Genomic DNA, 19,969 nt, shown 5'->3' with positions numbered 1-19,969 from the left:
GCTCATAACAGAGGCGAAGATGAGAGCTGAACAAGCCCTAAAGCAATTCAAACAATTTCTGCATTGCCTGTTGATGCGTTAAATTCTGCTGTCTTAAATTACTGTAATTGGCACATAACTCGCCATACACATACCGGCCGTTCACGGTTTGAAATTGATCAGCAAAATCCTCCAGAATCTGATCTTCATTTGCCTCAATCCCCATTTCCTGTAATTGCCGTGTGGTCTGTACAGTACGATTGGCGATCACCCGGGGTTGCTCATGTACATATGGCTTAATAGAAAAGAGAAGTTTCTGGTAATAGTTGTTATCACGTGTGTTATCAGCATCTGGTTTAGCTTGATAAAGTGAGAGCAACCATTGTTCCGGCGGGGTGGGATCGGCAACTGATAGCATTTCTACTGGTTTGGCCTCTGGCATTCCTTGCTGTAGATTTTGCGGGACCGGTTTGACAATGGCATAGGATGGTTGCTGTTCTTCAACCTGAGACGTTTGCTGAACATCATCATTACACCCGGTGACGCCAATAATGGCGACTGAAATAATTAAAAAGAACCCCACACGTTGCACCGCCAGGACCATTAATGTTAGTTTCATTTGGTTGCTCCCTGAATAGTTTGCTCGAACCTGCCGGGTTTATCAGTCTGACACTTTATGAAGGCATGGCCGTTTACTGAAAGTCACCGTAGCGTTCTTCAGCAGCAGCTTCACTGATAAAACTGGCAGCTACTAACTCCCAGCGTTGTTCAGCATCAAACACTCGACTGCATCCTAAGGCCTGTGAAACGTTGGGTTTAAGCGGAAACATTGATCGTCCCGCCTGTCTTACATCATAAAAATAACGATCCAGTTGTAAATCAATGATATGTGTCTGGTGGGTATTTTTTACAAATACTCTGGCCCCACCTTTCTCATCACAATCCTCATCCCACTCTTCATAAAACTCAATATAGTGAGTTGCTTCATTTGCTTCTGCCATTAAAACTGAGCTGTGTGCAATGCAAAATAGCCCCCCGATAAAAACAAGCAAACTGGCAGTAGAAAGTTTAGTGAGCATAAAAATTTAACTCCTGAAACAAATATGGGTTCATAGCTAAGTCCAGACCCAGTGTTAAGAATCAAAGTTTCTCCACAACCCAAGGTCAGGACATCATCCCTAGATGATTCAGGAATAAAGAATATTTATTACTCAGCAGCATTAAACCGACTGACCTGAAGCGGGAAACTTGATTGATCGAAAACAACTCGATAGTTTATTTATGCAGGTAAGTACAATTTTTCAGGCCTGATAACGTAATCCCCGCTAAACCTTTATTTTGATTGAATCCGTTAATCTTCCTGAGTCATCGCATTAACTGGATTCTGATCAATTTTGTGTTACCAGGGCTTGTTGATCTTTCATCATTTTTTTGGAGAACATAATGTTTGACTGGAATTTATTGAGTGATGGGAAGGCATGGATATTTCAACCAGCCGTATTGAATTTCTTCCTGGTGCTCGGAATTGCAGTTGTAAGCTACATGTTACTTCGCATGGTGATGCGTTTTTTTATTACCCGCAGCGTCGATCTGCTCTCACGATCCAAAGGACGTTGGGGACGATATGGCGCTGAGGTCTTCAGGCATACAAGTCGATTATTAATAGCCGCCATGGCCGTCCAAATTGGTCTGGCACTAGTTGATCTTGGTCCTGAATGGGATAATCGGGTCAGTCATATATGGTTTCTGGTGCTGGCCTTGCAACTGGGACTGTGGATTGATGCTGCCATCGTCATGTGGAAAACAGAAACCATCGAAACGCGGGTAGACCGTGAAAACCAATTAACCGTCACCATTGTTTCCTTACTGGTTCGTACCAGCATCTGGGCTGTCGTATTGCTATCTGTATTGGCAAATCTGGGCGTCAACATTACCGCTCTGGTTGCCAGCCTGGGTATTGGTGGCATTGCCATCGCTCTGGCACTTCAGACATTGCTGGGAGATTTGTTTGCCTCTGCATCCATCGGTTTTGACAAACCTTTTAGAACCGGAGACTTTATTGTTTTTAATGATGTTGCCGGTACCATTGAATATATTGGGCTGAAAACCACGCGTATTCGAAGCCTGAGTGGCGAACAGATCATTTGCGGTAATACCAACCTGCTGCAGCAAATCATTCACAATTACAAACGAATGAATGAACGTCGAGTGGTTTTCTTTCTGGCAATTTCATTTCGCACGCCAGTCGCCAAAGCCAGACAGATACCCGGCTTAATAAAGGAAATCATCGAATCCATCGACAAAACCCGATTTGATCGGGCGCATTTATTCAAATTTGATGATTATTCGATGAGATTTGAGGTGGTCTATTACGTGCTAAGCTCAGACTACAATATCTATATGGATATCCAGCAAAACGTTAATTTTACGTTGCTGGAGGAGCTGGACAAAAGAGAAATCAGATTTGCTATGCCTGTGCGTTCCATTGAGTTTCTTGATGATATACCGATTCCTGACAAACCTCATGCTTCGAGCAGTCACCTCAGCGACAAGACTATTCACAAAGCAGAATAAGTTTGTTTAGGGCTTGTTATTGATTTGGAATGGTGAAAATGCCGTCAGGGTACTGGTTGCACATAAACTCAACGAAGGCACGAACCTTCGGGCTTTGTAAACGACGTGACGTATGCAGAATCCAAAGCTCGGTTTCCCCGTCGGCCATGCCCCATGACACCAGTTCACCTTTTTCAAGTTGACTGCCAATAATGGAGTGCGGGAGCATTGCCGCTCCTGCCCCTGCAGCAATGGCATCGCGGACCATTAACAGCGATGAAAGACGAAGAACAGGTTGCGGTTCAATGATGTGCTGGCCATCATTGACGCTCCAAAAGTCTCCGTCACGATAGGTTTGCATAACCACTGCCGGAACCTTAATCGGCTTACCGCGTTGGCCCTTCGGCATTTGAAATGAAGGTGCGGCAGCAAGCACTCTTTTGTCTCTAGCAAAGCATCTGCCAACCAACAAACTGTCATTATCTGGATTAATACGGATGGCAACATCGAAATGTTCTTCAACGAGATTGACCAGACGATCTTCCGACACCACTTCAATCTGTACATCCGGATAATTTTCCAGGAACTGAGCAGTAAGCCGTCCCAAAGCGAGCTGAGAAAACAGGAGCGGTGCTGCAATACGCAGGCGACCACGCGGTGAATCAAGGCCATCCTTTGCCGACGCTACTGCATCGGTGATCTCATGCATTGGTCCCTGCGTTCTGGCCAGTAGCAGTTGTCCTGCTTCAGTCAATTCCATGCTACGCGAACCTCGCTCGATGAGCCGAATACCCAAAGCTTCTTCGAGATCGGCTATACGACGCGATAGGGTTGCCTTAGACCTGCCACTGGCACGGCTGGCTTTTCCAAAACCACCATGAGCTGCTACCAGTTGGAAGTCGTTAAGTGCATTCAAATCCATTATGTCTCACTTTTGATACAAACTGTCTTTATTTTAGTGTCTTTGTTTTAAATATGGAATCACTTATTGTTTGGTTGTACGCAATTCAAACCCAACCAAGGAGACATTATCATGACCATTCTCGTTATAGGTGCAACGGGCACTGTCGGAAGCCAAGTTATCGAACAACTCACAAAGCGCGGTGCCGATGTTAGGGCACTTGTTCGTGATACCACTAAAGCCAACTTCCCTGCTGGTGTCGACATTGTCCAAGGCGATCTGCTCGACGTTGATTCGCTGAGAAGTGCCTTCGCCGGCGTCTCGACATTATTTCTGCTCAACGCAGTGGTAGCCGACGAATATACCCAAGCTCTGATAGCGCTCAATATTGCTCAGGAGGTCGGCATTGAGCGGATTGTTTACCTTTCTGTCATTCACGCCGACCGTTATCTGAACGTGCCGCACTTCGCCGGAAAATATGGTGTTGAGCGTATGATCGAGCAGATGGGCCTTAACGCCACCATTCTGCGTCCTGCCTATTACATCAGTAACGACATCACGATTAAGGATGTAGTGACGGGATACGGTATTTATCCAATGCCCATTGGCGACAAGGGGCTGGCCATGGTGGATACGCAAGATATTGCCGAGGTCGCTGCCCTCGAACTTATCCGTCGTGAGGAGTCTTCAGTACCGCAGCCGCTTAATCGAATCAATCTCGTCGGCCCTGACACGCTGACCGGACAGGATGTCGCCGAAATCTGGACGCAGGTACTGGGTACTCCGATCACCTATCCGGGCGATGACACTGCAGGATTCGAGCAGAATCTCCGGCAGTTCATGCCGAATTGGATGGCTTATGATATGCGTCTAATGAGCGAACGTTTCCTCACCGAGGGCATGATCCCCGATGTTGGCGATGTAGAACGTCTGACTTCGCTACTTGGACGTCCGTTGCGGAGCTATCGTGACTTCGCTGACAAACTTGTTTCGGCATAGATCTTTCAGGAAACTCTCGTCGATCAGGTAGTGTGTGAGTAATTTTTAACGACACAAAATAGAAAGCCCAGTCATCTAATGATGACTGGGCTTTTGTCCGAACGGAGGATGGGGATCTACCAGGCCGCAATTAAGCTGATAACACCCAATGACTATTGCTATAACTACATAAAATGAAAGATCGGTGCCAGAGCTACACCAAGTTTAATTTTGGGGAAAATTAGAGAAGAAAGTGGTGGCTACACCTAGATTCGAACTAGGGACCCCATCATTATGAGTGATGTGCTCTAACCAACTGAGCTATGTAGCCACGAAGCCGAGCATTTTACGTTGCTGGGCAATAAATATCAACATTAAGAGACTGTTAATCTCTTACAACCTGAAAGGCTGGGGAGATGGTTATAACCAATCGCTGAACTGAATACCAAACCCTATGCTGTTGGTGCGGTGGTCATAATCAATTAGACTTTCACCATAGCCATTAAACCACTGCACATAACCTCTAAAGTTTTTATACAGCGGAAAGCTCCAGCCCAGTTGCGTTGCGCCTTTATTATCGCTACGCAGATTATTACGGATCATTAGATCAAAACTGTGATCACCGTATTTATAAACCGAAGTGAAATCAAAATTCCCCATATATTTTTCAATATCCGGGTTATCGTCCGAGCTATCTCTTTCAGGAACCCGATACCATGGGCGAACAGCAAAATAAAAGTCGCCTTTTTCTACGACGAACTCCGCAAATATGCGATTCCAGCTACGGGATAATTCACCACTCTGGCCATTTGATTGGTGATTAAAGCCGACATTAATCAGTGAGTTTTTAAACCCGAATAACTCGGTATCGTTTGCAAATGAAAGCCAGGCCTCTGGTTCGTGGTTGGAATCACAGAAACACTTGTGAGTTATCGTTATTAAACATTTGCCAGAAAGATCGGTTGGTATAAGCAATAAAGGCATCCGCCCGATTATTAAACAAACCTCTGACCACGGGAAGTTTTAAGCTGATTTGAAATTTACTTTCCCACGGTTGAAAATCATAGTCATTGCCAGGATCAGAAGCTTCAAAAGGAGCTTCATTGTAAGAAGCTACATTGTTACTGAAAATGAAGTAATTGGGTCGATGCGGCAAGAATGCAAATGGATTATTTGACTGACTTTTTTCTAAAACCAAACGACGTGTTAAGGCAGAACCATCCGCCGTTTTAATACTGGTGGCATCATCACCATCAAGGGAGATAGTCTGCTCCTCAGCACGCTTCACCGCAGGCAAAGTGACCGGATCAAAAGATTCCTGTTTTTGTGAGCTGATGTCAGCGCTGCATATTGCGCGAATATCCCCGACCGTAACCGTATCATCGGAAGTAGCCATCTTGGACAAAATGCACGCATTCATAGCCGGATCGGCCTGTGCCACGCCCATCAGTATCGGTGTTAATAACACGCCAACAAACCATCTTTTCATGATTATTCCTTTACTTCAGAGCGCCTTCCGAGATCCACTGATCAAAGGCAAATTTTCAATTAGACGTTAAATCTAAAATGCATTACGTCGCCATCTTTAATGACATATTCTTTGCCTTCCAGACGCCATTTTCCAGCATCTTTAGCACCCTGCTCACCATTAAACTGCACAAAATCTTCATAGCTGATAACTTCTGCGCGAATAAAGCCTTTTTGGAAATCAGTATGAATAACACCGGCACCTTCAGGTGCGGTCGCGCCGACTTCAACAGTCCAGGCACGTACTTCTTTAACACCAGCGGTAAAGTAGGTATGTAATCCAAGCAATTGATAACCGCTACGAATGACTCGATTCAGACCCGGTTCTTCCTGACCAAGTTCCTCAAGAAATTCTGCTTTATCCTCATCTGCCAGATCGGCAATCTCAGATTCAATAGCGGCACATATTGCTACAACAATAGCATTTTCTTTATCAGCCAAGGCCATTACTGCATCCAAAGCAGGATTGTTTTCAAAACCATCTTCAGCAACATTGGCAATATACATTGTTGGTTTGATGGTTAATAAATGCAAACCCGTTAATAATGCCAACTGTTCATCATCAAGATTCATTGCCCGAACAGGTGCCCCCTGGTCCAGGTGTTCGCGGATCTGTGTCAATAAATCCAGGCGTGCTTTGGCGACTTTATCACCGCCTTTGGCGTCCTTGGTAGTTTTGGTGATCGCTTTTTCTACTGATTCCAGATCAGCCAGAGCCAGTTCGGTATTGATCACTTCAATATCATCAACCGGCGAGACTTTACCGGCCACATGCACCACATTTTCATCTTCAAAACAGCGAACAACATGGGCGATAGCATCAGTTTCACGGATATTGGCCAGGAATTTATTACCTAAGCCTTCACCCTTGGAAGCCCCGGCAACCAGACCGGCAATATCAACAAATTCCATGGTAGTGGGCAAAACCCGTTGCGGATTAACGATTGCAGCCAGTTTATCCATACGCGGATCCGGCACCGGTACGATGCCAACATTAGGTTCAATCGTGCAGAACGGATAGTTTTGTGCTTCGATGCCCGCCTGCGTCAACGCATTAAATAACGTGGACTTGCCTACGTTAGGTAAACCGACAATACCGCATTTAAATCCCATGAGAAATCCTTAGGGGTTATTTATAACAATGACAAAATTCTTACCTCGCACCTTACACAGGTGTTTTCTAAAGTTCACAACAAGAAAGTTAAAAAACGATTCTTACTGTGAGTGCAGCCAGTTCATGGCTTTTTCGAGGTTTCCTGAAAGTACATCAGGTAAAACACGCAGGCTGTTATCGATACCTGCCATCATATTTTCCCGATCTGTTGCAGAGGGTTTACTCAGCACATAATCGGCAACTTGCTTACTATTGCCCGGATGATCAATACCAATCCGGCAACGTAAAAAATCTTTGCTGCCCAGTTGACTGATGATGTCACGCAGACCATTGTGCCCACCATGACCGCCACCGCGTTTCAGGCGCACCGTACCGGCGGGTAAATCCAATTCATCGTGGATAACGAGAATATTTTCTGCAGGGATTTTATAAAAATTGGCCAGCGCCGCAACAGATTGACCGCTGCGATTCATAAAGGTAAGTGGTTTGATCAACCAGACTTTGTGTTCAGGATTTGTGTATTGAATCAGTTGACCATGAAATCGGGATTCTGTTTTAAAACTCAGCCCAAAATCACTAGCCAACTGATCCAACCACCAGAACCCGACGTTGTGTCGGGTCTGTTCATACTGAGAACCGGGATTGCCCAGACCGGCGATAATCCAGTTTGTCATAACGGTTCCCGTCGACTGAATTAATCTTCAGTCGCTTCTTCCTCATCATCAGCTTCTGTATCTTCTTCAAGATCCACTTTAGCAACACGTGGCTCATGAATACTGACAACGGCTTGATCGTAAGAAGAACGTTCACCTTCTTCCAACTGCTCATCCTGAGTATGCGTCAAGGCAGTCAGAGTGACACCTTTAGGCAGCTTCAATTCGCTCAGGTGAATTGCTTCATCCATAGCCAGTTTTGCAACATCTATTTCGATGTATTCTGGCAGATCTTTAGGCAAACAAGAGATTTCAACCTCTGTCATCAGATGCGAAACCAAACCACCGGCTTTAACACCAACCGCTTTTTCCTCATTGATAAAGTGCAATGGAATAGTCATTGTCATTGCATGTTTGGCATCAACGCGCAGGAAGTCTGCATGGATGATTTTGTTGTCGTTCGCAGGATGACGTTGCAGATCTTTCAATACGACCTGATTTTTCTTGCCATCAATAACCAATGTCAGAATGTGAGCGTAAAACGCTTCTTCTGCCAAATGGCGAATGAACTGGTTATGGTTTACTGAAATTGAAACAGGTTCTTTTTCAGCACCGTAGACTACTGCTGGTACTTTGCCCGCATGACGTAGGCGGCGGCTCGCACCTTTCCCCTGGTCAGTACGCGCTTCAGCTTGTACTTCAAATAAATTTTCCATCTTCTTCTCCAAGACTAAAAAACGGACACGAGGCCCGTTCATATGCCGTTTTCCGGCTTTTCGCCTCCCCCGCGACCAGGTTCAGCACATACAACCAAAATAAATTTTTTGGTTAATCCATATATAAAGAGCTAACTGACTCTTCATTACTAATTCGGTACATCGCTTCCGCGAGCATTTCAGCAATGCTCAAGACGCGAATTTTGTCACATGCGGCCGCATCAGGCTGCAATGGGATGGTATCTGTCACCACTAATTCGTTCAGCAACGAATTATTGATATTTTTAATGGCTGCTCCCGATAAAACCGGGTGAGTACAGTAAGCAACCACATTGGTGGCACCATGTTCTTTCAAAGCGGCTGCTGCGGCACACAACGTACCAGCAGTATCGACCATATCATCGACCATCACACAGGTACGGCCATCAATATCACCGATGATATTCATTACTTTGGCCACATTGGCACGAGGGCGGCGCTTATCAATAATCGCCAGTTCAACATCCAAATGTTTGGCTAATGCACGGGCACGAACCACACCCCCAACATCCGGCGAGACCACAACCAAGTCCTGGTATTTGTGTTTCCAGATGTCACCCAGTAACACGGGTGAGGCGTAGACATTATCAACAGGGCAATCAAAAAAGCCCTGGATCTGATCGGCATGTAAATCAACGGTTAAAACACGGTCTGCGCCAACACCTGTCAACATATTGGCAACTACCTTAGCGGTAATGGCAACACGAGCTGAACGAGGACGGCGATCCTGACGGGAATAACCAAAATAAGGGACAACCAGGGTAATGCGTTTGGCTGATGCACGACGGATAGCGTCGGTCATCACCATTAATTCCATCAGGTTATCGTTGGTAGGCATACAGGTTGGTTGGACGATAAACACGTCCTTGCCTCGGACATTGTCGAGAATTTCAACCATGATCTCGCCATCACTGAATTTCTCAACTGTGGCTTTACCCAAGCTGATATTCAGAAAATTGGCGATATTTTCTGACAGTTTACGATTAGCGTTTCCAGTGAAGACCATCATATTGTCGTCTGCAGAACGCTGTTGTAACTGGAGGAGTCGGTTTTGAGTCACTATAGAGATGCCGAGTTCATTCAATAAACAAAAAGAGTGGCTGGGGTACCAGGATTCGAACCTGGGAATGACGGGATCAAAACCCGTTGCCTTACCGCTTGGCGATACCCCAACTGTTTTTACTCAACTCTATCAAATTGCAGTTACATTAAGACTTCAATCGAAGTCTTGAGCACAAAAACTCAACGGTGATTTGTTGCAGCCTTTGGCAGTAAAAGCATGCCAATGTTCCGGCACATGTTCTAAAACATTTTCAGCCGCAGTGGCTGAGTCAAAGCGGGCAAATACACAAGACCCTGTTCCGGTCATACGTGGATTGGTGGCATATTGTGCCAACCATGCCAGTGCTTGTGCAACTGGTGGATGCATTTTTTCACCACCGATTCGCAAATGTTACTGCCTTCCCCCGCAAGGAAGCCCGCTATTGTGATGGGTTCACAATCGCGTGTCAATTCAGTTGCGGAAAATATTTCAGCGGTGGAGACGGCGCATTGGGGAAAGATAACTAAATACCAAGGTTCTGGTGGATCAATTTTAGTAAAAATTTCTCCTACACCCTCGGCCCACGCCGCGTGACCTCGCACAAAAACCGGCACATCTGCGCCTAATTGCAACCCCAGACCCGCTAATTGATCTTCTGATAAATCACATTGCCAAAGCTTATTCAGCGCAACGAGGGTGGTGGCGGCATCGGAACTGCCTCCTCCCAGACCACCTCCCATCGGCAGATTTTTTTCCAGTTGGATAACAGCACCTGAATGACAATTGCAGGTTGATTGTAAAAGCCGGGCGGCTTTTACAATCAGATTATCCTGATCTGCAACGTCTGGCAGATCGCCTTGTAAGGTGATTTGCGAGATCTTCGGTGACGGTAAATTTTAATCTGTCGCCATAGTCAAGAAACTGAAATGCCGTCTGTAACTCATGATATCCATCTGGCCGTCTGCCGGTGATATGTAAAAACAGATTCAGTTTTGCCGGTGCAGGCCACCATTCATTCATTTACCAGCTTTCCATCCATTCATTACCAGACGAATACTTAACTGCGGATGTTCGATAAAGATCTTCGCCGGCACATCATTGCCTTCCAACGGCGCATAATCAACAAACTCCACTTGCCACCCTGCCTGGGAAAGCGTAATTAAGCGGCCTTTTTCATCCAGGGTTTTCTCATCAATCTTGATAGGGGCATGCGGCAAGCCTCTGACCCAGTCACGCAAGGCACTGACCGGTAATAACCAGCCCAGCACTTCTGCAAGAAGCTCTTCCGGTGTAGCAGCAGAATAGGTTTCACCATCAGAAAAAGTCATGGTGACCAGTTTGTCATTACCGGCTAACTCCACTCCCCCTTGAGAAAAGGGACCAAACAAGCGGATATTGAATTCTTCCTTCTGCTGTTGCCAGGTCACGCCGACATTCCAGCCTTCTTTGTCCTGACGAATAACCGTGCGACCTCGAAATGACCAGTTATCCATTTGTTTTAACGCCGTCTGACGGGTTTCCCACAACTGTTCAGCTGGTTCTAATGGTTTTGTCTGCCAGAATGGGGTACAGGCCGTCATCAACAGCAAACTGGTTACTACAAGAAGCTGTTTCATTTGGTCAACCGCTGCAGGGTCTCCTGAAGGACTTTGTTATTCGGATCCAGTTTCTTCCCCTGCTCCCAATACTTTCTGGCTTCATTTTTTTATTCTGCATCCACAGCACTTCACCCAGATGGGCAACAAACTCCACATCGGCCTGAATCTCCACTGCCTCACGCAGGTAATATTCAGCTTTTTCCAAATCACCCATCCGGTAATACACCCATCCCAGGCTATCGAGGTAATAAGGATCATTAGGCCGCAGTTCCAAAGCTTTATTGATTAACTGCAAAGCTTCTTCATGTCGATCAGTACGATCGGTCAGGGTATAACCCAAGGCATTCATCGCCTGAGCATTTTCCGGGTCAATTTTCAGAATAGTGCGCAGATCTTGTTCCAGCATCTCCAGCTTGCCAATCGATTCGGCCACCATGGCGCGACTGTATAACAGATCCTGATTGCCCGGATGATTGGTCAGGGCTTCCGTTAACAACTCAACAGACTCTTCCGGCATGTCGTGATCCCGCAAAAAAGCGGCTTCAAACAAATAAAAATCAATGGCCTGCTGAGGACGTTCCTGACGCAGCAATTGCAGATGCTGTCGTGCTTTATCAATATCACCTTGATCGGCCAATAAATTGATATAACGGGTTTGCGCCATTTCAAAACGCTGGCTGTCTGTTGGCACTGAGGCGAACCAGACCAAAGCAGAATCCACATTGCCATTCATTTCTTCGGCAAGCCCCATAAAATAGCTGGCCTGACCACCGGCATCACCCATTTGTAATAACTGACTGAAATACGACTTGGCGGTTTCTCCATCATCGCGTTCCAAAGCCAGTAATCCCAGCGCAAAAATCACATCCGGGTTTTCCGGACTCTCCAAATGCAATTCTTCAAAAATGCGCTTTGCCTTTTCCGATTCGCCACTTTCCCCTAACAGTTTTCCATAGGTGAAGCGTAAGGACTCACTTGCCCCATCGCGCTGAGCTGCTTTGGCAATTAACTTTAACGCTTCTTCTTTTTTATCAAAGGTTTGCAGTAAATCCGCTTTAAGGCTCAGATAAGCTTCGTTGTTTGGGTCTTCTTCCAACAATTCATCGACGGCGATTTCAGCTACATCAAAGCGCTGGAAATAAGCCGCTAATCGGGCATAGGTAAAGCGAGCAGCCGGATCATCATTTTTATACAGGTCCAATTCCAGAATCGTCTGCAAACCTCTTTCCGGATCTCCCTTCTCGCTTAAATTGGCGGCTAGGCTTTCCAGATATTTTTCTTTGTTCTCCGGCTCCAAAGCGAGCGCTTTGTTTATGTTCACAACGACTTCGGCATAATTATCTTCCATTAATAAAAATGGAACCCGCATCACATAGACCTCGGCCTCTTCCGGGGAGACTTCCTGCCATCGGGTCAATGCCCGGTCAATACGTTTGGGATCTCGTGAAAATGTCGAAATTCGTGCGGAACGTCCCGCCAGTTCGGGAGAATCGGTTAATTCTGCTGCCTGGTTATATAAATCGACCGCAATATCAAGTTGACCGCGCTGACCCGCAATTTCGGCGGTAAGCACGTAATAAATCAGTTCTGGAGTCAAAGGCAAATCCAATTCCGTCTGCGCAGTTTCCACTGTCTCTGCTTCGTTTACTTCCACTGGCTGCAGGGGAGTTTTTTCGTCTGATTGCTTAGCTGTAGCGGCGCATCCAAACAGTAAAATAGGTATCATCACCCAGGCCGCCGATGAGGCGAACTGTTTTGAATGACCGCGTAACTGTTGCAATAAATCCATAATTCAACGACCTGACTGATTGAGTTTGATAGAATGGCGAATTAGTCTTGTCCAGACCGAGATATAAGACAACTTAGCTCACGGCTGCAAAGTTTAACAGCATACAACACGACTCCTTAATTATGCATCTTGTCACTTACGGCATTAATCACACAACCGCACCGGTTGATGTGCGCGAGAAGCTTAGCTTTGATGCTGATAAATTACCTTTGGCTTTAGCGTCACTGATGCTGAATGAAAGCGTGATTGAAGCAGTCATTGTCTCAACCTGCAACCGTACCGAAATATACTGTCATCTGGACGAAGATTATGACAATAGTGTCCTGTTATGGTTGCATAACTTTCAACAACAGGATGCCAATGCCCTCAAGTCCTATCTCTATTGTTACGAAGGTGCTGATGCGGTAAGACATTTATTTCGGGTCGCCTGTGGTCTGGATTCGTTAGTTTTAGGCGAACCGCAGATTCTCGGTCAGTTAAAAACCGCCTACACCCAGGCCCTTAACGCAAAGGCGCTGGGGAAATCGCTGGGACGTTTGTTTCAACATGCTTTTGGCGTAGCCAAGCAGGTGCGTACCGATACCGCCATTGGCAACAGTCCGGTTTCAGTCGCCTTTGCTGCTGTCAGTCTGGCAAAACAAATCTTCAGTAATCTGGCCGAATCAACCGCCCTGCTAATCGGTGCCGGCGAAACCATCGAACTGGTCGCCCGTCATCTGTTTGATAATGGTATCAAGCGTCTGATTATTGCCAATCGCACCGTTGAGAAAGCCCATCTTCTGGCAACCTCGGTAAATGGATACGCGATTAGTCTGAGTGAAATTCCGGCCCACCTCGCCGAAGCAGATATTGTGATCAGCTCCACCGCCAGCCAGCTGCCCATACTTGGCAAAGGTACGGTCGAAAGTGCATTAAAGCTGCGCAAACGTAAACCGATTTTTATGGTGGATATTGCGGTTCCACGGGATATCGAAGCAGAAGTTGGACAGCTTGAAGACATTTATTTATATAGCGTTGATGATCTGCATGACATTATTGAAGAAAATCTGCAGTCACGGCGTGATGCTGCCAAGCAGGCAGAGGAAATCATAGACACGCAGGCCGATCACTTTGCCGGCTGGATGCGCAGTCAGGATACCGTACCGGTAATTCGGTCGATTCGTGAGCGCGGACAGATGCTCAGCACCCAGGCCGTTGATAAAGCCCTGCGTCAGCTGGAACAGGGTGCGAGTGCTGAAATGGTGATGACTGAACTGGCCCGAACCCTGACCAACAAACTGTTACATGAACCCAGTAGACAACTGCGGCAATCAGCATTTGAATCAGATGAAAATAATCCGATGATTGATGCTGCCCGCCGTTTATTTAACATTAAGGATTGATCTGTGAAAGATTCCATCAGGCATAAACTTGAAGCATTAGTTGATCGTCATGAAGAGATCAGTGGCCTGCTATCTGATCCGGAAACCATGGCCAATCAGAACAAATTTCGCACTTTATCGCAGGAATATGCACAGCTGGAGCCAGTTGTTAAACACTTTGGCTTATATCTGCAAACCTTGAGTGATTTGAAAGACGCTCAAGCAATGATGCAAGAAAGTGATCCGGAAATGCGTGAAATGGCCAAGGAAGAATTGGCCATTGCCGAAGAAAAGCAGGAACAGCTTGCCATTGATTTGCAGAAATTGTTGTTACCTAAAGATCCAAATGATCAACGTAATATCTTTCTGGAAGTCCGCGCCGGTACCGGTGGTGATGAAGCCGCCATTTTCTCCGGTGATTTATTTCGAATGTACACGCGTTATGCTGAGTCACGTCGCTGGCAGGTTGAAGTGCTCAATGCTCAGGAAGGCGAGCATGGTGGTTATAAAGAAATCATCGCCCGTATTGTTGGTGATGGTGCCTACTCACGGTTGAAATTTGAATCCGGCGCCCATCGGGTGCAACGGGTTCCGGAAACAGAATCGCAAGGACGGATTCATACCTCAGCCTGTACGGTAGCGATTTTGCCGGAAGCCGATGAAATCGATCAGATTGAAATCAACCCGGCCGATATCAAAATGGATACCTTCCGTTCATCCGGTGCCGGTGGCCAGCACGTTAATACTACTGATTCCGCCGTACGTATCACACACATTCCAACCGGCATTATCGTTGAGTGTCAGGAAGAACGTTCACAGCACAAAAACCGCGCCAAAGCGATGTCCGTTTTGCAATCACGCATCATGGCGGCGAAAGAGGAAAAACAAGCCTCCGAACAGGCCGAAACCCGCAGATTGTTAGTCGGTAGCGGTGATCGCAGCGAACGTATCCGTACCTATAACTATCCACAAGGCCGCATTACCGACCATCGAATCAATTTAACGTTATATAAATTGGATGAAGTCATGTCAGGTCAACTGGATCAGGTCATTGATCCGTTAATCAGCGAATACCAGGCGGATCAGCTGGCATTATTGTCTAAAGATTCCTAGGATCAAAAGACCTAGGTTTTAGCTAGCCAATCCTGAGGTTGAAGGTAGTAATCATATAACTTGGCTTCCGCCGAGCCCGGCTCGGGTTGCCAGTTATAGCGCCATTTGACCAATGGCGGTAACGACATCAGGATCGACTCGGTACGTCCACCCGACTGCAAACCAAACAAGGTGCCGCGGTCATAAACCAGATTAAATTCCACATAACGACCACGACGATACAGCTGAAAGTCACGCTGTTGTTCGGTATAGCTTAACTCTTTGCGACGCTCGACGATTGGTAGATACGCTGTGGTGTAACTGTTGCCAACGCTTCGCAACAAACCAAAGCAATGTTCAAAATCCGGCTGATTCAAATCATCGAAAAACAGCCCGCCAACCCCCGCGGTTCGTTACGATGCTTGAGAAAGAAATACTCATCACACCACTTTTTGTAATCATCGTATACCGTGTCACCAAAAGGGTCGCAGGCATTTTTAGCTGTTTGATGCCAATGAATAACATCGTCATCAAAGGTGTAATAGGGCGTCAGATCATAACCACCACCAAACCACCAGATAGGTTCTTCACCGGCTTTTTCAGCAATAAAGAAACGTACATTGGCATGGGAGGTTGGTACATACGGGTTATGTGGATGAATCACCAGCGATACGCCCATCGCCTGAAAACTGCGCCCGGCAAGTTCAGGCCGACTGGCCGTTGCTGATGGCGGTAAGTTATCACCGCTGACTTCGGAGAAATTGACCCCTGCCTGTTCAAACACCGCCCCGTTATTTAAAACCCGGGTTCGTCCCCCACCACCGGCTGGGCGCTGCCAGTCATCTTCAGCAAACCTCTGCTTGCCATCTGAATCTTCAACCTCTTTACATATGGCATCTTGTAGTGAGAGTAAATACTCACGTACGGCATTAATATCCGGCCCACTCATCGCAGTACCTCACCAGTGAATGCATCACGAATAGTGGATGGCTTGGTCGCCCCGCCCAATGCCCCGGGCAGCACATAATCCAGTTCAGGTAACTGCCAATGCACTTGATGAACATTTTTGGCAGGTCGCAACCCGGTAATATTGGCACTGCTGGAAACCAGCGGTCCGCCAAATCTGCGACAGAGTTCTGCCGCTAAGGGATGTGCTGTTACTCTGACCGCCAGTGTGTCTCGGCCACCGGTTAATAAGGGAGAAACCGAAGAACGAACCGGCAATAACCAGGTGTTTGGGCCGGGCCAGCTCTGAGTGACTGTGGCGAGAATGTCAGCAGATAACGGCTGGATAAAATCCTGCAATTGGTTGAAGTCTGATGCAATCAGAATCAGGCCTTTTTCCAAGGGGCGACGCTTCATCATCAATAATCTGATAATGGCGGTTTCGCTCGAGGGATCACAGCCAACGCCAAACACTGCTTCGGTAGGATAGGCAATTATCCCATCCTCCTGCAAAGCAAGGCAGGCCTGTCTTAATTGCCAGTTAGAAAAATTCATATTCGGTGCAGATCGCTACTTTTAAAAGATAAATTAACCACGTTGCCGTTTTTTCTGCATCATTTCTTCAACAAACGGCATCAAAATAATTTCAATGGCCAGACCCATTTTGGTTCCGGGCACGACCATATTATTGGGTCGTGACATAAATGAATCTTTCAGCATTGACAGGTAATACGGAAAATCTGCCATCTTAGGATCTTTAAAACGGATAACACACAGACTTTCATCCGGGGTGGGAATTTCCCGCATAACAAACGGGTTGGAGGTATCAATTAATGGCACCCGCTGAAAATTGATATGGGTGCGGGAAAACTGAGGCGTAATGTGGTGAATGTAATCCGGCATACGCTTCAAAATAATATCGACAACGGCATCCTGAGAATATCCACGGTTGGAACAATCACGTTTGATCTTCTGGATCCACTCGATATTGATAACCGGCACCACACCAATTAACAGATCGGTATATTGGGCGATATTCACTTCATCGGTAACCATACCGCCGTGCAGCCCTTCGTAAAACAGAAGGTCACTGTCATTATCCAGCTCTTCCCACTCTGTAAATGTTCCGGGGGTTGATTGAATTTAACGGCTTCGGTTTCGTCGTGAATGTAATAGCGTTTTTCGCCACGGCCGGTTTCTGAGTAGGTCTGAAACAATCTTTCCAGCCGATCGAGACAATTGGCTTCAGGACCGAAATGCGTCATCGCGCGACCTTCGGCTTCCGCCTGAGCCACAGCGGCAAGCATCTCTTCACGATTATATCGGTGAAAGCTGTCGCCCTCGATAACAGCAGGCTTAACATTGGTACGACGAAAAATATCTTCAAATGCATGTTTTACATTCGAAGTGCCTGCGCCGGAAGAACCTGTAACTGCAATAATCGGATGGGATACAGACATTCCGCCTTCTCCTTAAAGTCGCAATTTATCAGCCTTTCTGTTGCTCACGGGCAACTGCACGATAGGCAATATCCGTTCGATAATAGGCATCCTGCCATTGAATCTTTGCGACTCCAGCATAAGCCTGTTGTTGAGCAGCAGCAACACCTTCACCCAGAGCGGTCACACATAAAACACGGCCACCAGCGGTGACAACTTTATCTTGATCAAATGCTGTACCGGCGTGGAATACACGGGTATCAGCTGAATCCACGACATCCAATCCGCTAATCACATCGCCTTTTTTATAGCTGTCCGGATAACCACCAGCAGCCATGACGACACCCACGGCAGCACGGGGATCCCACTCAGCGGTGACTTGATCCAGTCTTTTATCCAATGCTGCTTCACATAACTCGACTAAATCGGAAAGCAAACGCATCAAGATAGGTTGGGTTTCCGGGTCACCAAAACGGCAGTTATATTCCACCACTCGTGGCGCACCCGTTTCATCAATCATTAATCCGGCATATAAAAAGCCGGTGTATGGGCGACCATCAGCTGCCATACCTTTAACGGTAGGCTCGATAACTTCACGCATCACTCGATCAAAAACGCTATCTGTCACTACCGGAGCAGGCGAATAGGCGCCCATACCACCGGTATTGGGTCCTTTATCACCATTATCGCGAGCTTTGTGATCCTGTGAAGTTGCCAGCGGCAGGATATGTTCACCATCGACCATCACAATAAAGCTGGCTTCTTCGCCGGTCATAAATTCTTCGATAACCACACGATGACCGGCTTCCCCAAAGGCATTCCCGGACAACATGTCTTCAACTGCAGCAATCGCTTCTTCAACCGTCTGCGCGACGATAACGCCTTTACCGGCAGCCAGACCATCAGCTTTCACAACGATAGGCGCGCCACGCTCCAGAATGTATTCAATGGCATTGGAGATATTGGTAAAGACTTGATAGGCAGCAGTAGGAATTTGATGACGGGCCAGAAAATCTTTGGTGAACGATTTGGAAGCTTCCAGCTGAGCGGCGTCCTTGCTCGGACCGAAACAGCGTAACCCGGCTTTTTCAAAGGCATCGACGACACCCTTAACTAATGGAATTTCAGGGCCAACAACGGTTAAACCGATATCATTTTGCTGTGCAAAGGCCACCAGCGCATCAATATCATCAACCGCGATGTCGACATTGCTGACACCTGCCTCATTTGCGGTTCCCGGATTGCCTGGGGCGACAAAAACTTCACTGCAACGCGGTGATTGTTTCAGTTTCCAAGCCAGCGCATGCTCACGACCGCCACTACCAATGACCAGAACTTTCATTATCTTGTTGCCACACCTGCTGAAATAAAGCGGCAATGATACCGTAGATGACTGTATAACCAAACATTAATACATGGTTATGACATACCCAAGTCAGCTTATATAAGGCATGGATTGTAACTGTGGCGGCTTTTCATTATTGTGATGTTCAGCCTTTGCCAAGTGAGAAAAATACAAGTGGAAGATTTAAAAACATCGGAAGCCTGGCGCGTCTTCCGCATTCAATCTGAACTGATTGACGGTATTGAAACCCTTAATGGGCTTGGTCCCGCCGTATCCATCTTCGGTAGTGCGTGTTTAACAGAAGACTCTCCGTATTATCAGGCGGCCAAACAGGTTGCACTGTCACTTTCCCAGGCAAAGTTTTCGGTTATTACCGGTGGAGGTCCCGGCATTATGCATGCTGCCAATGCCGGTGCGTTCAAACAGGGGGCACATTCGGTCGGCCTCAATATTGAACTGCCGATGGAACAAAAACCCAATCCGAATCAGGATATCAGCCTGAGTTTTCGCTATTTTTTTGTTCGCAAACTGATGTTTGTTAAATCCTCAATGGGCTATGTAGTATTTCCCGGTGGTTTTGGTACTTTGGATGAATTCTTTGAAGCATTAACCCTTATCCAAAGCCGCAAAATCCGCCACTTTCCGGTTATTTTGTATGGCTCAGAATACTGGAAAGGACTGATTGACTGGCTTCGGGCTGAAGTGCTGCGGATGGACTGCATCAAGGAAGACGATCTGAATATTTTCCATCTGGTTGATAAGCCCGAAGAGGTCTTGCCGATTATTCAGAAACATTTTGCTGATTTAGGGGCTCATCCGGAAGACGATCAACGTTTTCCAGTCTGATCTGGATCAAGAAAACGTGCATTAGGCATTTGCGATAAAAATCGGCTGTTTA

General features: G+C 46.6%; 20 protein-coding genes, 2 tRNA genes and 2 pseudogenes. 5 read left to right on the top strand and 19 right to left on the bottom strand.

Features of this window, described 5'->3' with window-relative positions:
* Positions 1-37 precede the first annotated feature (37 nt).
* Both AC08OG_RS01675 and AC08OG_RS01670 read right to left on the bottom strand, forming a co-directional pair.
* A complete protein-coding gene (locus AC08OG_RS01675) occupies positions 38-598 on the bottom strand; it encodes a hypothetical protein (RefSeq protein ID WP_482929945.1) in 561 nt (186 codons plus the stop codon).
* Positions 599-671: 73 nt separating this feature from the next.
* Positions 672-1,058 carry a hypothetical protein gene (locus tag AC08OG_RS01670; protein WP_292403785.1) on the bottom strand — a complete coding sequence of 129 codons (387 nt, stop codon included), beginning with the start codon at positions 1,056-1,058 and terminating at the stop codon, positions 672-674.
* A 364-nt stretch (positions 1,059-1,422) separates the two neighbouring features.
* Between AC08OG_RS01670 and AC08OG_RS01665 the strand changes: the two genes are divergently transcribed.
* Complete coding sequence (locus AC08OG_RS01665; protein WP_292403782.1) at positions 1,423-2,553, top strand: mechanosensitive ion channel family protein; 1,131 nt, start codon at positions 1,423-1,425, stop codon at positions 2,551-2,553.
* 16 nt (positions 2,554-2,569) lie between these two features.
* On the opposite strand, the gene AC08OG_RS01660 is transcribed toward AC08OG_RS01665, so the two are convergent.
* Positions 2,570-3,454 carry a LysR family transcriptional regulator gene (locus AC08OG_RS01660; RefSeq protein WP_482929944.1) on the bottom strand — a complete coding sequence of 295 codons (885 nt, stop codon included), beginning with the start codon at positions 3,452-3,454 and terminating at the stop codon, positions 2,570-2,572.
* A gap of 111 nt (positions 3,455-3,565) precedes the next feature.
* Here AC08OG_RS01660 and AC08OG_RS01655 point away from each other — a divergent pair, with 111 nt between their 5' ends.
* A complete protein-coding gene (locus AC08OG_RS01655; RefSeq protein WP_292403776.1) occupies positions 3,566-4,432 on the top strand; it encodes an SDR family oxidoreductase in 867 nt (288 codons plus the stop codon).
* A 233-nt stretch (positions 4,433-4,665) separates the two neighbouring features.
* Here AC08OG_RS01655 and AC08OG_RS01650 read toward each other — a convergent pair.
* The 12 genes from AC08OG_RS01650 to AC08OG_RS01595 all read right to left on the bottom strand — a co-directional run bounded on the left by AC08OG_RS01650 (position 4,666) and on the right by AC08OG_RS01595 (position 12,889).
* A tRNA-Met gene (locus AC08OG_RS01650) sits at positions 4,666-4,742 on the bottom strand.
* An 89-nt stretch (positions 4,743-4,831) separates the two neighbouring features.
* Positions 4,832-5,386, bottom strand: a complete 555-nt coding sequence (locus tag AC08OG_RS01645; RefSeq protein ID WP_482929943.1) for a phospholipase A — start codon at positions 5,384-5,386, stop codon at positions 4,832-4,834.
* Positions 5,322-5,900: a phospholipase A gene (locus AC08OG_RS01640; protein ID WP_482929942.1), complete on the bottom strand. Its 579-nt coding sequence runs from the start codon at positions 5,898-5,900 to the stop codon at positions 5,322-5,324. The genes AC08OG_RS01645 and AC08OG_RS01640 overlap by 65 nt, the downstream gene beginning before the upstream one ends.
* Positions 5,901-5,959: 59 nt before the next feature.
* Entirely contained in the window at positions 5,960-7,051 is a 1,092-nt protein-coding gene (gene ychF, locus AC08OG_RS01635) for a redox-regulated ATPase YchF (protein WP_482929941.1), read from the bottom strand.
* A gap of 102 nt (positions 7,052-7,153) precedes the next feature.
* Positions 7,154-7,726: an aminoacyl-tRNA hydrolase gene (gene pth / locus AC08OG_RS01630; RefSeq protein WP_292354466.1), complete on the bottom strand. Its 573-nt coding sequence runs from the start codon at positions 7,724-7,726 to the stop codon at positions 7,154-7,156.
* A 20-nt stretch (positions 7,727-7,746) separates the two neighbouring features.
* Positions 7,747-8,421, bottom strand: a complete 675-nt coding sequence (locus AC08OG_RS01625; RefSeq protein ID WP_292354464.1) for a 50S ribosomal protein L25/general stress protein Ctc — start codon at positions 8,419-8,421, stop codon at positions 7,747-7,749.
* Positions 8,422-8,533: 112 nt separating this feature from the next.
* Complete coding sequence (locus AC08OG_RS01620; protein WP_292354683.1) at positions 8,534-9,469, bottom strand: ribose-phosphate diphosphokinase; 936 nt, start codon at positions 9,467-9,469, stop codon at positions 8,534-8,536.
* 88 nt (positions 9,470-9,557) lie between these two features.
* Positions 9,558-9,632: transfer RNA gene (locus AC08OG_RS01615), tRNA-Gln, on the bottom strand.
* A 44-nt stretch (positions 9,633-9,676) separates the two neighbouring features.
* Positions 9,677-9,889: a hypothetical protein gene (locus AC08OG_RS01610; protein WP_482929940.1), complete on the bottom strand. Its 213-nt coding sequence runs from the start codon at positions 9,887-9,889 to the stop codon at positions 9,677-9,679.
* Positions 9,826-10,323: a 4-(cytidine 5'-diphospho)-2-C-methyl-D-erythritol kinase gene (gene ispE / locus AC08OG_RS01605; RefSeq protein WP_482930567.1), complete on the bottom strand. Its 498-nt coding sequence runs from the start codon at positions 10,321-10,323 to the stop codon at positions 9,826-9,828. The genes AC08OG_RS01610 and ispE overlap by 64 nt, the downstream gene beginning before the upstream one ends.
* A gap of 195 nt (positions 10,324-10,518) precedes the next feature.
* A complete protein-coding gene (lolB, locus tag AC08OG_RS01600) occupies positions 10,519-11,118 on the bottom strand; it encodes a lipoprotein insertase outer membrane protein LolB (RefSeq protein WP_292354461.1) in 600 nt (199 codons plus the stop codon).
* Positions 11,119-11,122: 4 nt separating this feature from the next.
* Entirely contained in the window at positions 11,123-12,889 is a 1,767-nt protein-coding gene (locus AC08OG_RS01595; RefSeq protein WP_482929939.1) for a tetratricopeptide repeat protein, read from the bottom strand.
* Positions 12,890-13,011: 122 nt separating this feature from the next.
* On the opposite strand from AC08OG_RS01595, the gene hemA reads away from it, so the two are divergent.
* Both hemA and prfA read left to right on the top strand, forming a co-directional pair.
* A complete protein-coding gene (gene hemA / locus AC08OG_RS01590; protein ID WP_292403769.1) occupies positions 13,012-14,271 on the top strand; it encodes a glutamyl-tRNA reductase in 1,260 nt (419 codons plus the stop codon).
* A gap of 3 nt (positions 14,272-14,274) precedes the next feature.
* Positions 14,275-15,363 (top strand): peptide chain release factor 1, encoded by a 1,089-nt coding sequence (gene prfA / locus AC08OG_RS01585; RefSeq protein WP_014705722.1) that lies wholly within the window; start codon positions 14,275-14,277, stop codon positions 15,361-15,363.
* Positions 15,364-15,374: 11 nt separating this feature from the next.
* On the opposite strand, the pseudogene hemF reads toward prfA, so the two are convergent.
* The 4 genes and pseudogenes from hemF to purD all read right to left on the bottom strand — a co-directional run bounded on the left by hemF (position 15,375) and on the right by purD (position 19,068).
* A pseudogene (gene hemF / locus AC08OG_RS01580) lies at positions 15,375-16,291 on the bottom strand (oxygen-dependent coproporphyrinogen oxidase).
* Positions 16,288-16,842 carry an L-threonylcarbamoyladenylate synthase type 1 TsaC gene (gene tsaC / locus AC08OG_RS01575; RefSeq protein WP_482929938.1) on the bottom strand — a complete coding sequence of 185 codons (555 nt, stop codon included), beginning with the start codon at positions 16,840-16,842 and terminating at the stop codon, positions 16,288-16,290. The pseudogene hemF and the gene tsaC overlap by 4 nt, the downstream one beginning before the upstream one ends.
* A 33-nt stretch (positions 16,843-16,875) precedes the next feature.
* Positions 16,876-17,747: pseudogene (locus AC08OG_RS01570) on the bottom strand (phosphoribulokinase).
* A 28-nt stretch (positions 17,748-17,775) separates the two neighbouring features.
* On the bottom strand, positions 17,776-19,068 hold the full coding sequence (gene purD, locus AC08OG_RS01565; RefSeq protein ID WP_292354446.1) for a phosphoribosylamine--glycine ligase: 1,293 nt from the start codon (positions 19,066-19,068) through the stop codon (positions 17,776-17,778).
* Between the two features lie 177 nt (positions 19,069-19,245).
* Here purD and AC08OG_RS01560 point away from each other — a divergent pair, with 177 nt between their 5' ends.
* Positions 19,246-19,917, top strand: a complete 672-nt coding sequence (locus AC08OG_RS01560) for an LOG family protein (protein ID WP_292403757.1) — start codon at positions 19,246-19,248, stop codon at positions 19,915-19,917.
* Positions 19,918-19,969 lie beyond the last annotated feature (52 nt).

Source organism: Methylophaga sp. F7 (assembly GCF_056863975.1).
This window is presented reverse-complemented; position numbering and strand designations above follow the sequence as displayed.

Coding starts and splice junctions, on each gene's coding strand:
- AC08OG_RS01675 (WP_482929945.1), bottom strand. CDS start 598: ATGAAACTAACATTAATGGTCCTGGCGGTGCAACGTGTGGGGTTCTTT.
- AC08OG_RS01670 (WP_292403785.1), bottom strand. CDS start 1,058: ATGCTCACTAAACTTTCTACTGCCAGTTTGCTTGTTTTTATCGGGGGG.
- AC08OG_RS01665 (WP_292403782.1), top strand. CDS start 1,423: ATGTTTGACTGGAATTTATTGAGTGATGGGAAGGCATGGATATTTCAA.
- AC08OG_RS01660 (WP_482929944.1), bottom strand. CDS start 3,454: ATGGATTTGAATGCACTTAACGACTTCCAACTGGTAGCAGCTCATGGT.
- AC08OG_RS01655 (WP_292403776.1), top strand. CDS start 3,566: ATGACCATTCTCGTTATAGGTGCAACGGGCACTGTCGGAAGCCAAGTT.
- AC08OG_RS01640 (WP_482929942.1), bottom strand. CDS start 5,900: ATGAAAAGATGGTTTGTTGGCGTGTTATTAACACCGATACTGATGGGC.
- ychF (WP_482929941.1), bottom strand. CDS start 7,051: ATGGGATTTAAATGCGGTATTGTCGGTTTACCTAACGTAGGCAAGTCC.
- pth (WP_292354466.1), bottom strand. CDS start 7,726: ATGACAAACTGGATTATCGCCGGTCTGGGCAATCCCGGTTCTCAGTAT.
- AC08OG_RS01625 (WP_292354464.1), bottom strand. CDS start 8,421: ATGGAAAATTTATTTGAAGTACAAGCTGAAGCGCGTACTGACCAGGGG.
- AC08OG_RS01620 (WP_292354683.1), bottom strand. CDS start 9,469: ATGATGGTCTTCACTGGAAACGCTAATCGTAAACTGTCAGAAAATATC.
- AC08OG_RS01610 (WP_482929940.1), bottom strand. CDS start 9,889: ATGCATCCACCAGTTGCACAAGCACTGGCATGGTTGGCACAATATGCC.
- lolB (WP_292354461.1), bottom strand. CDS start 11,118: ATGAAACAGCTTCTTGTAGTAACCAGTTTGCTGTTGATGACGGCCTGT.
- AC08OG_RS01595 (WP_482929939.1), bottom strand. CDS start 12,889: ATGGATTTATTGCAACAGTTACGCGGTCATTCAAAACAGTTCGCCTCA.
- hemA (WP_292403769.1), top strand. CDS start 13,012: ATGCATCTTGTCACTTACGGCATTAATCACACAACCGCACCGGTTGAT.
- tsaC (WP_482929938.1), bottom strand. CDS start 16,842: ATGAATTTTTCTAACTGGCAATTAAGACAGGCCTGCCTTGCTTTGCAG.
- purD (WP_292354446.1), bottom strand. CDS start 19,068: ATGAAAGTTCTGGTCATTGGTAGTGGCGGTCGTGAGCATGCGCTGGCT.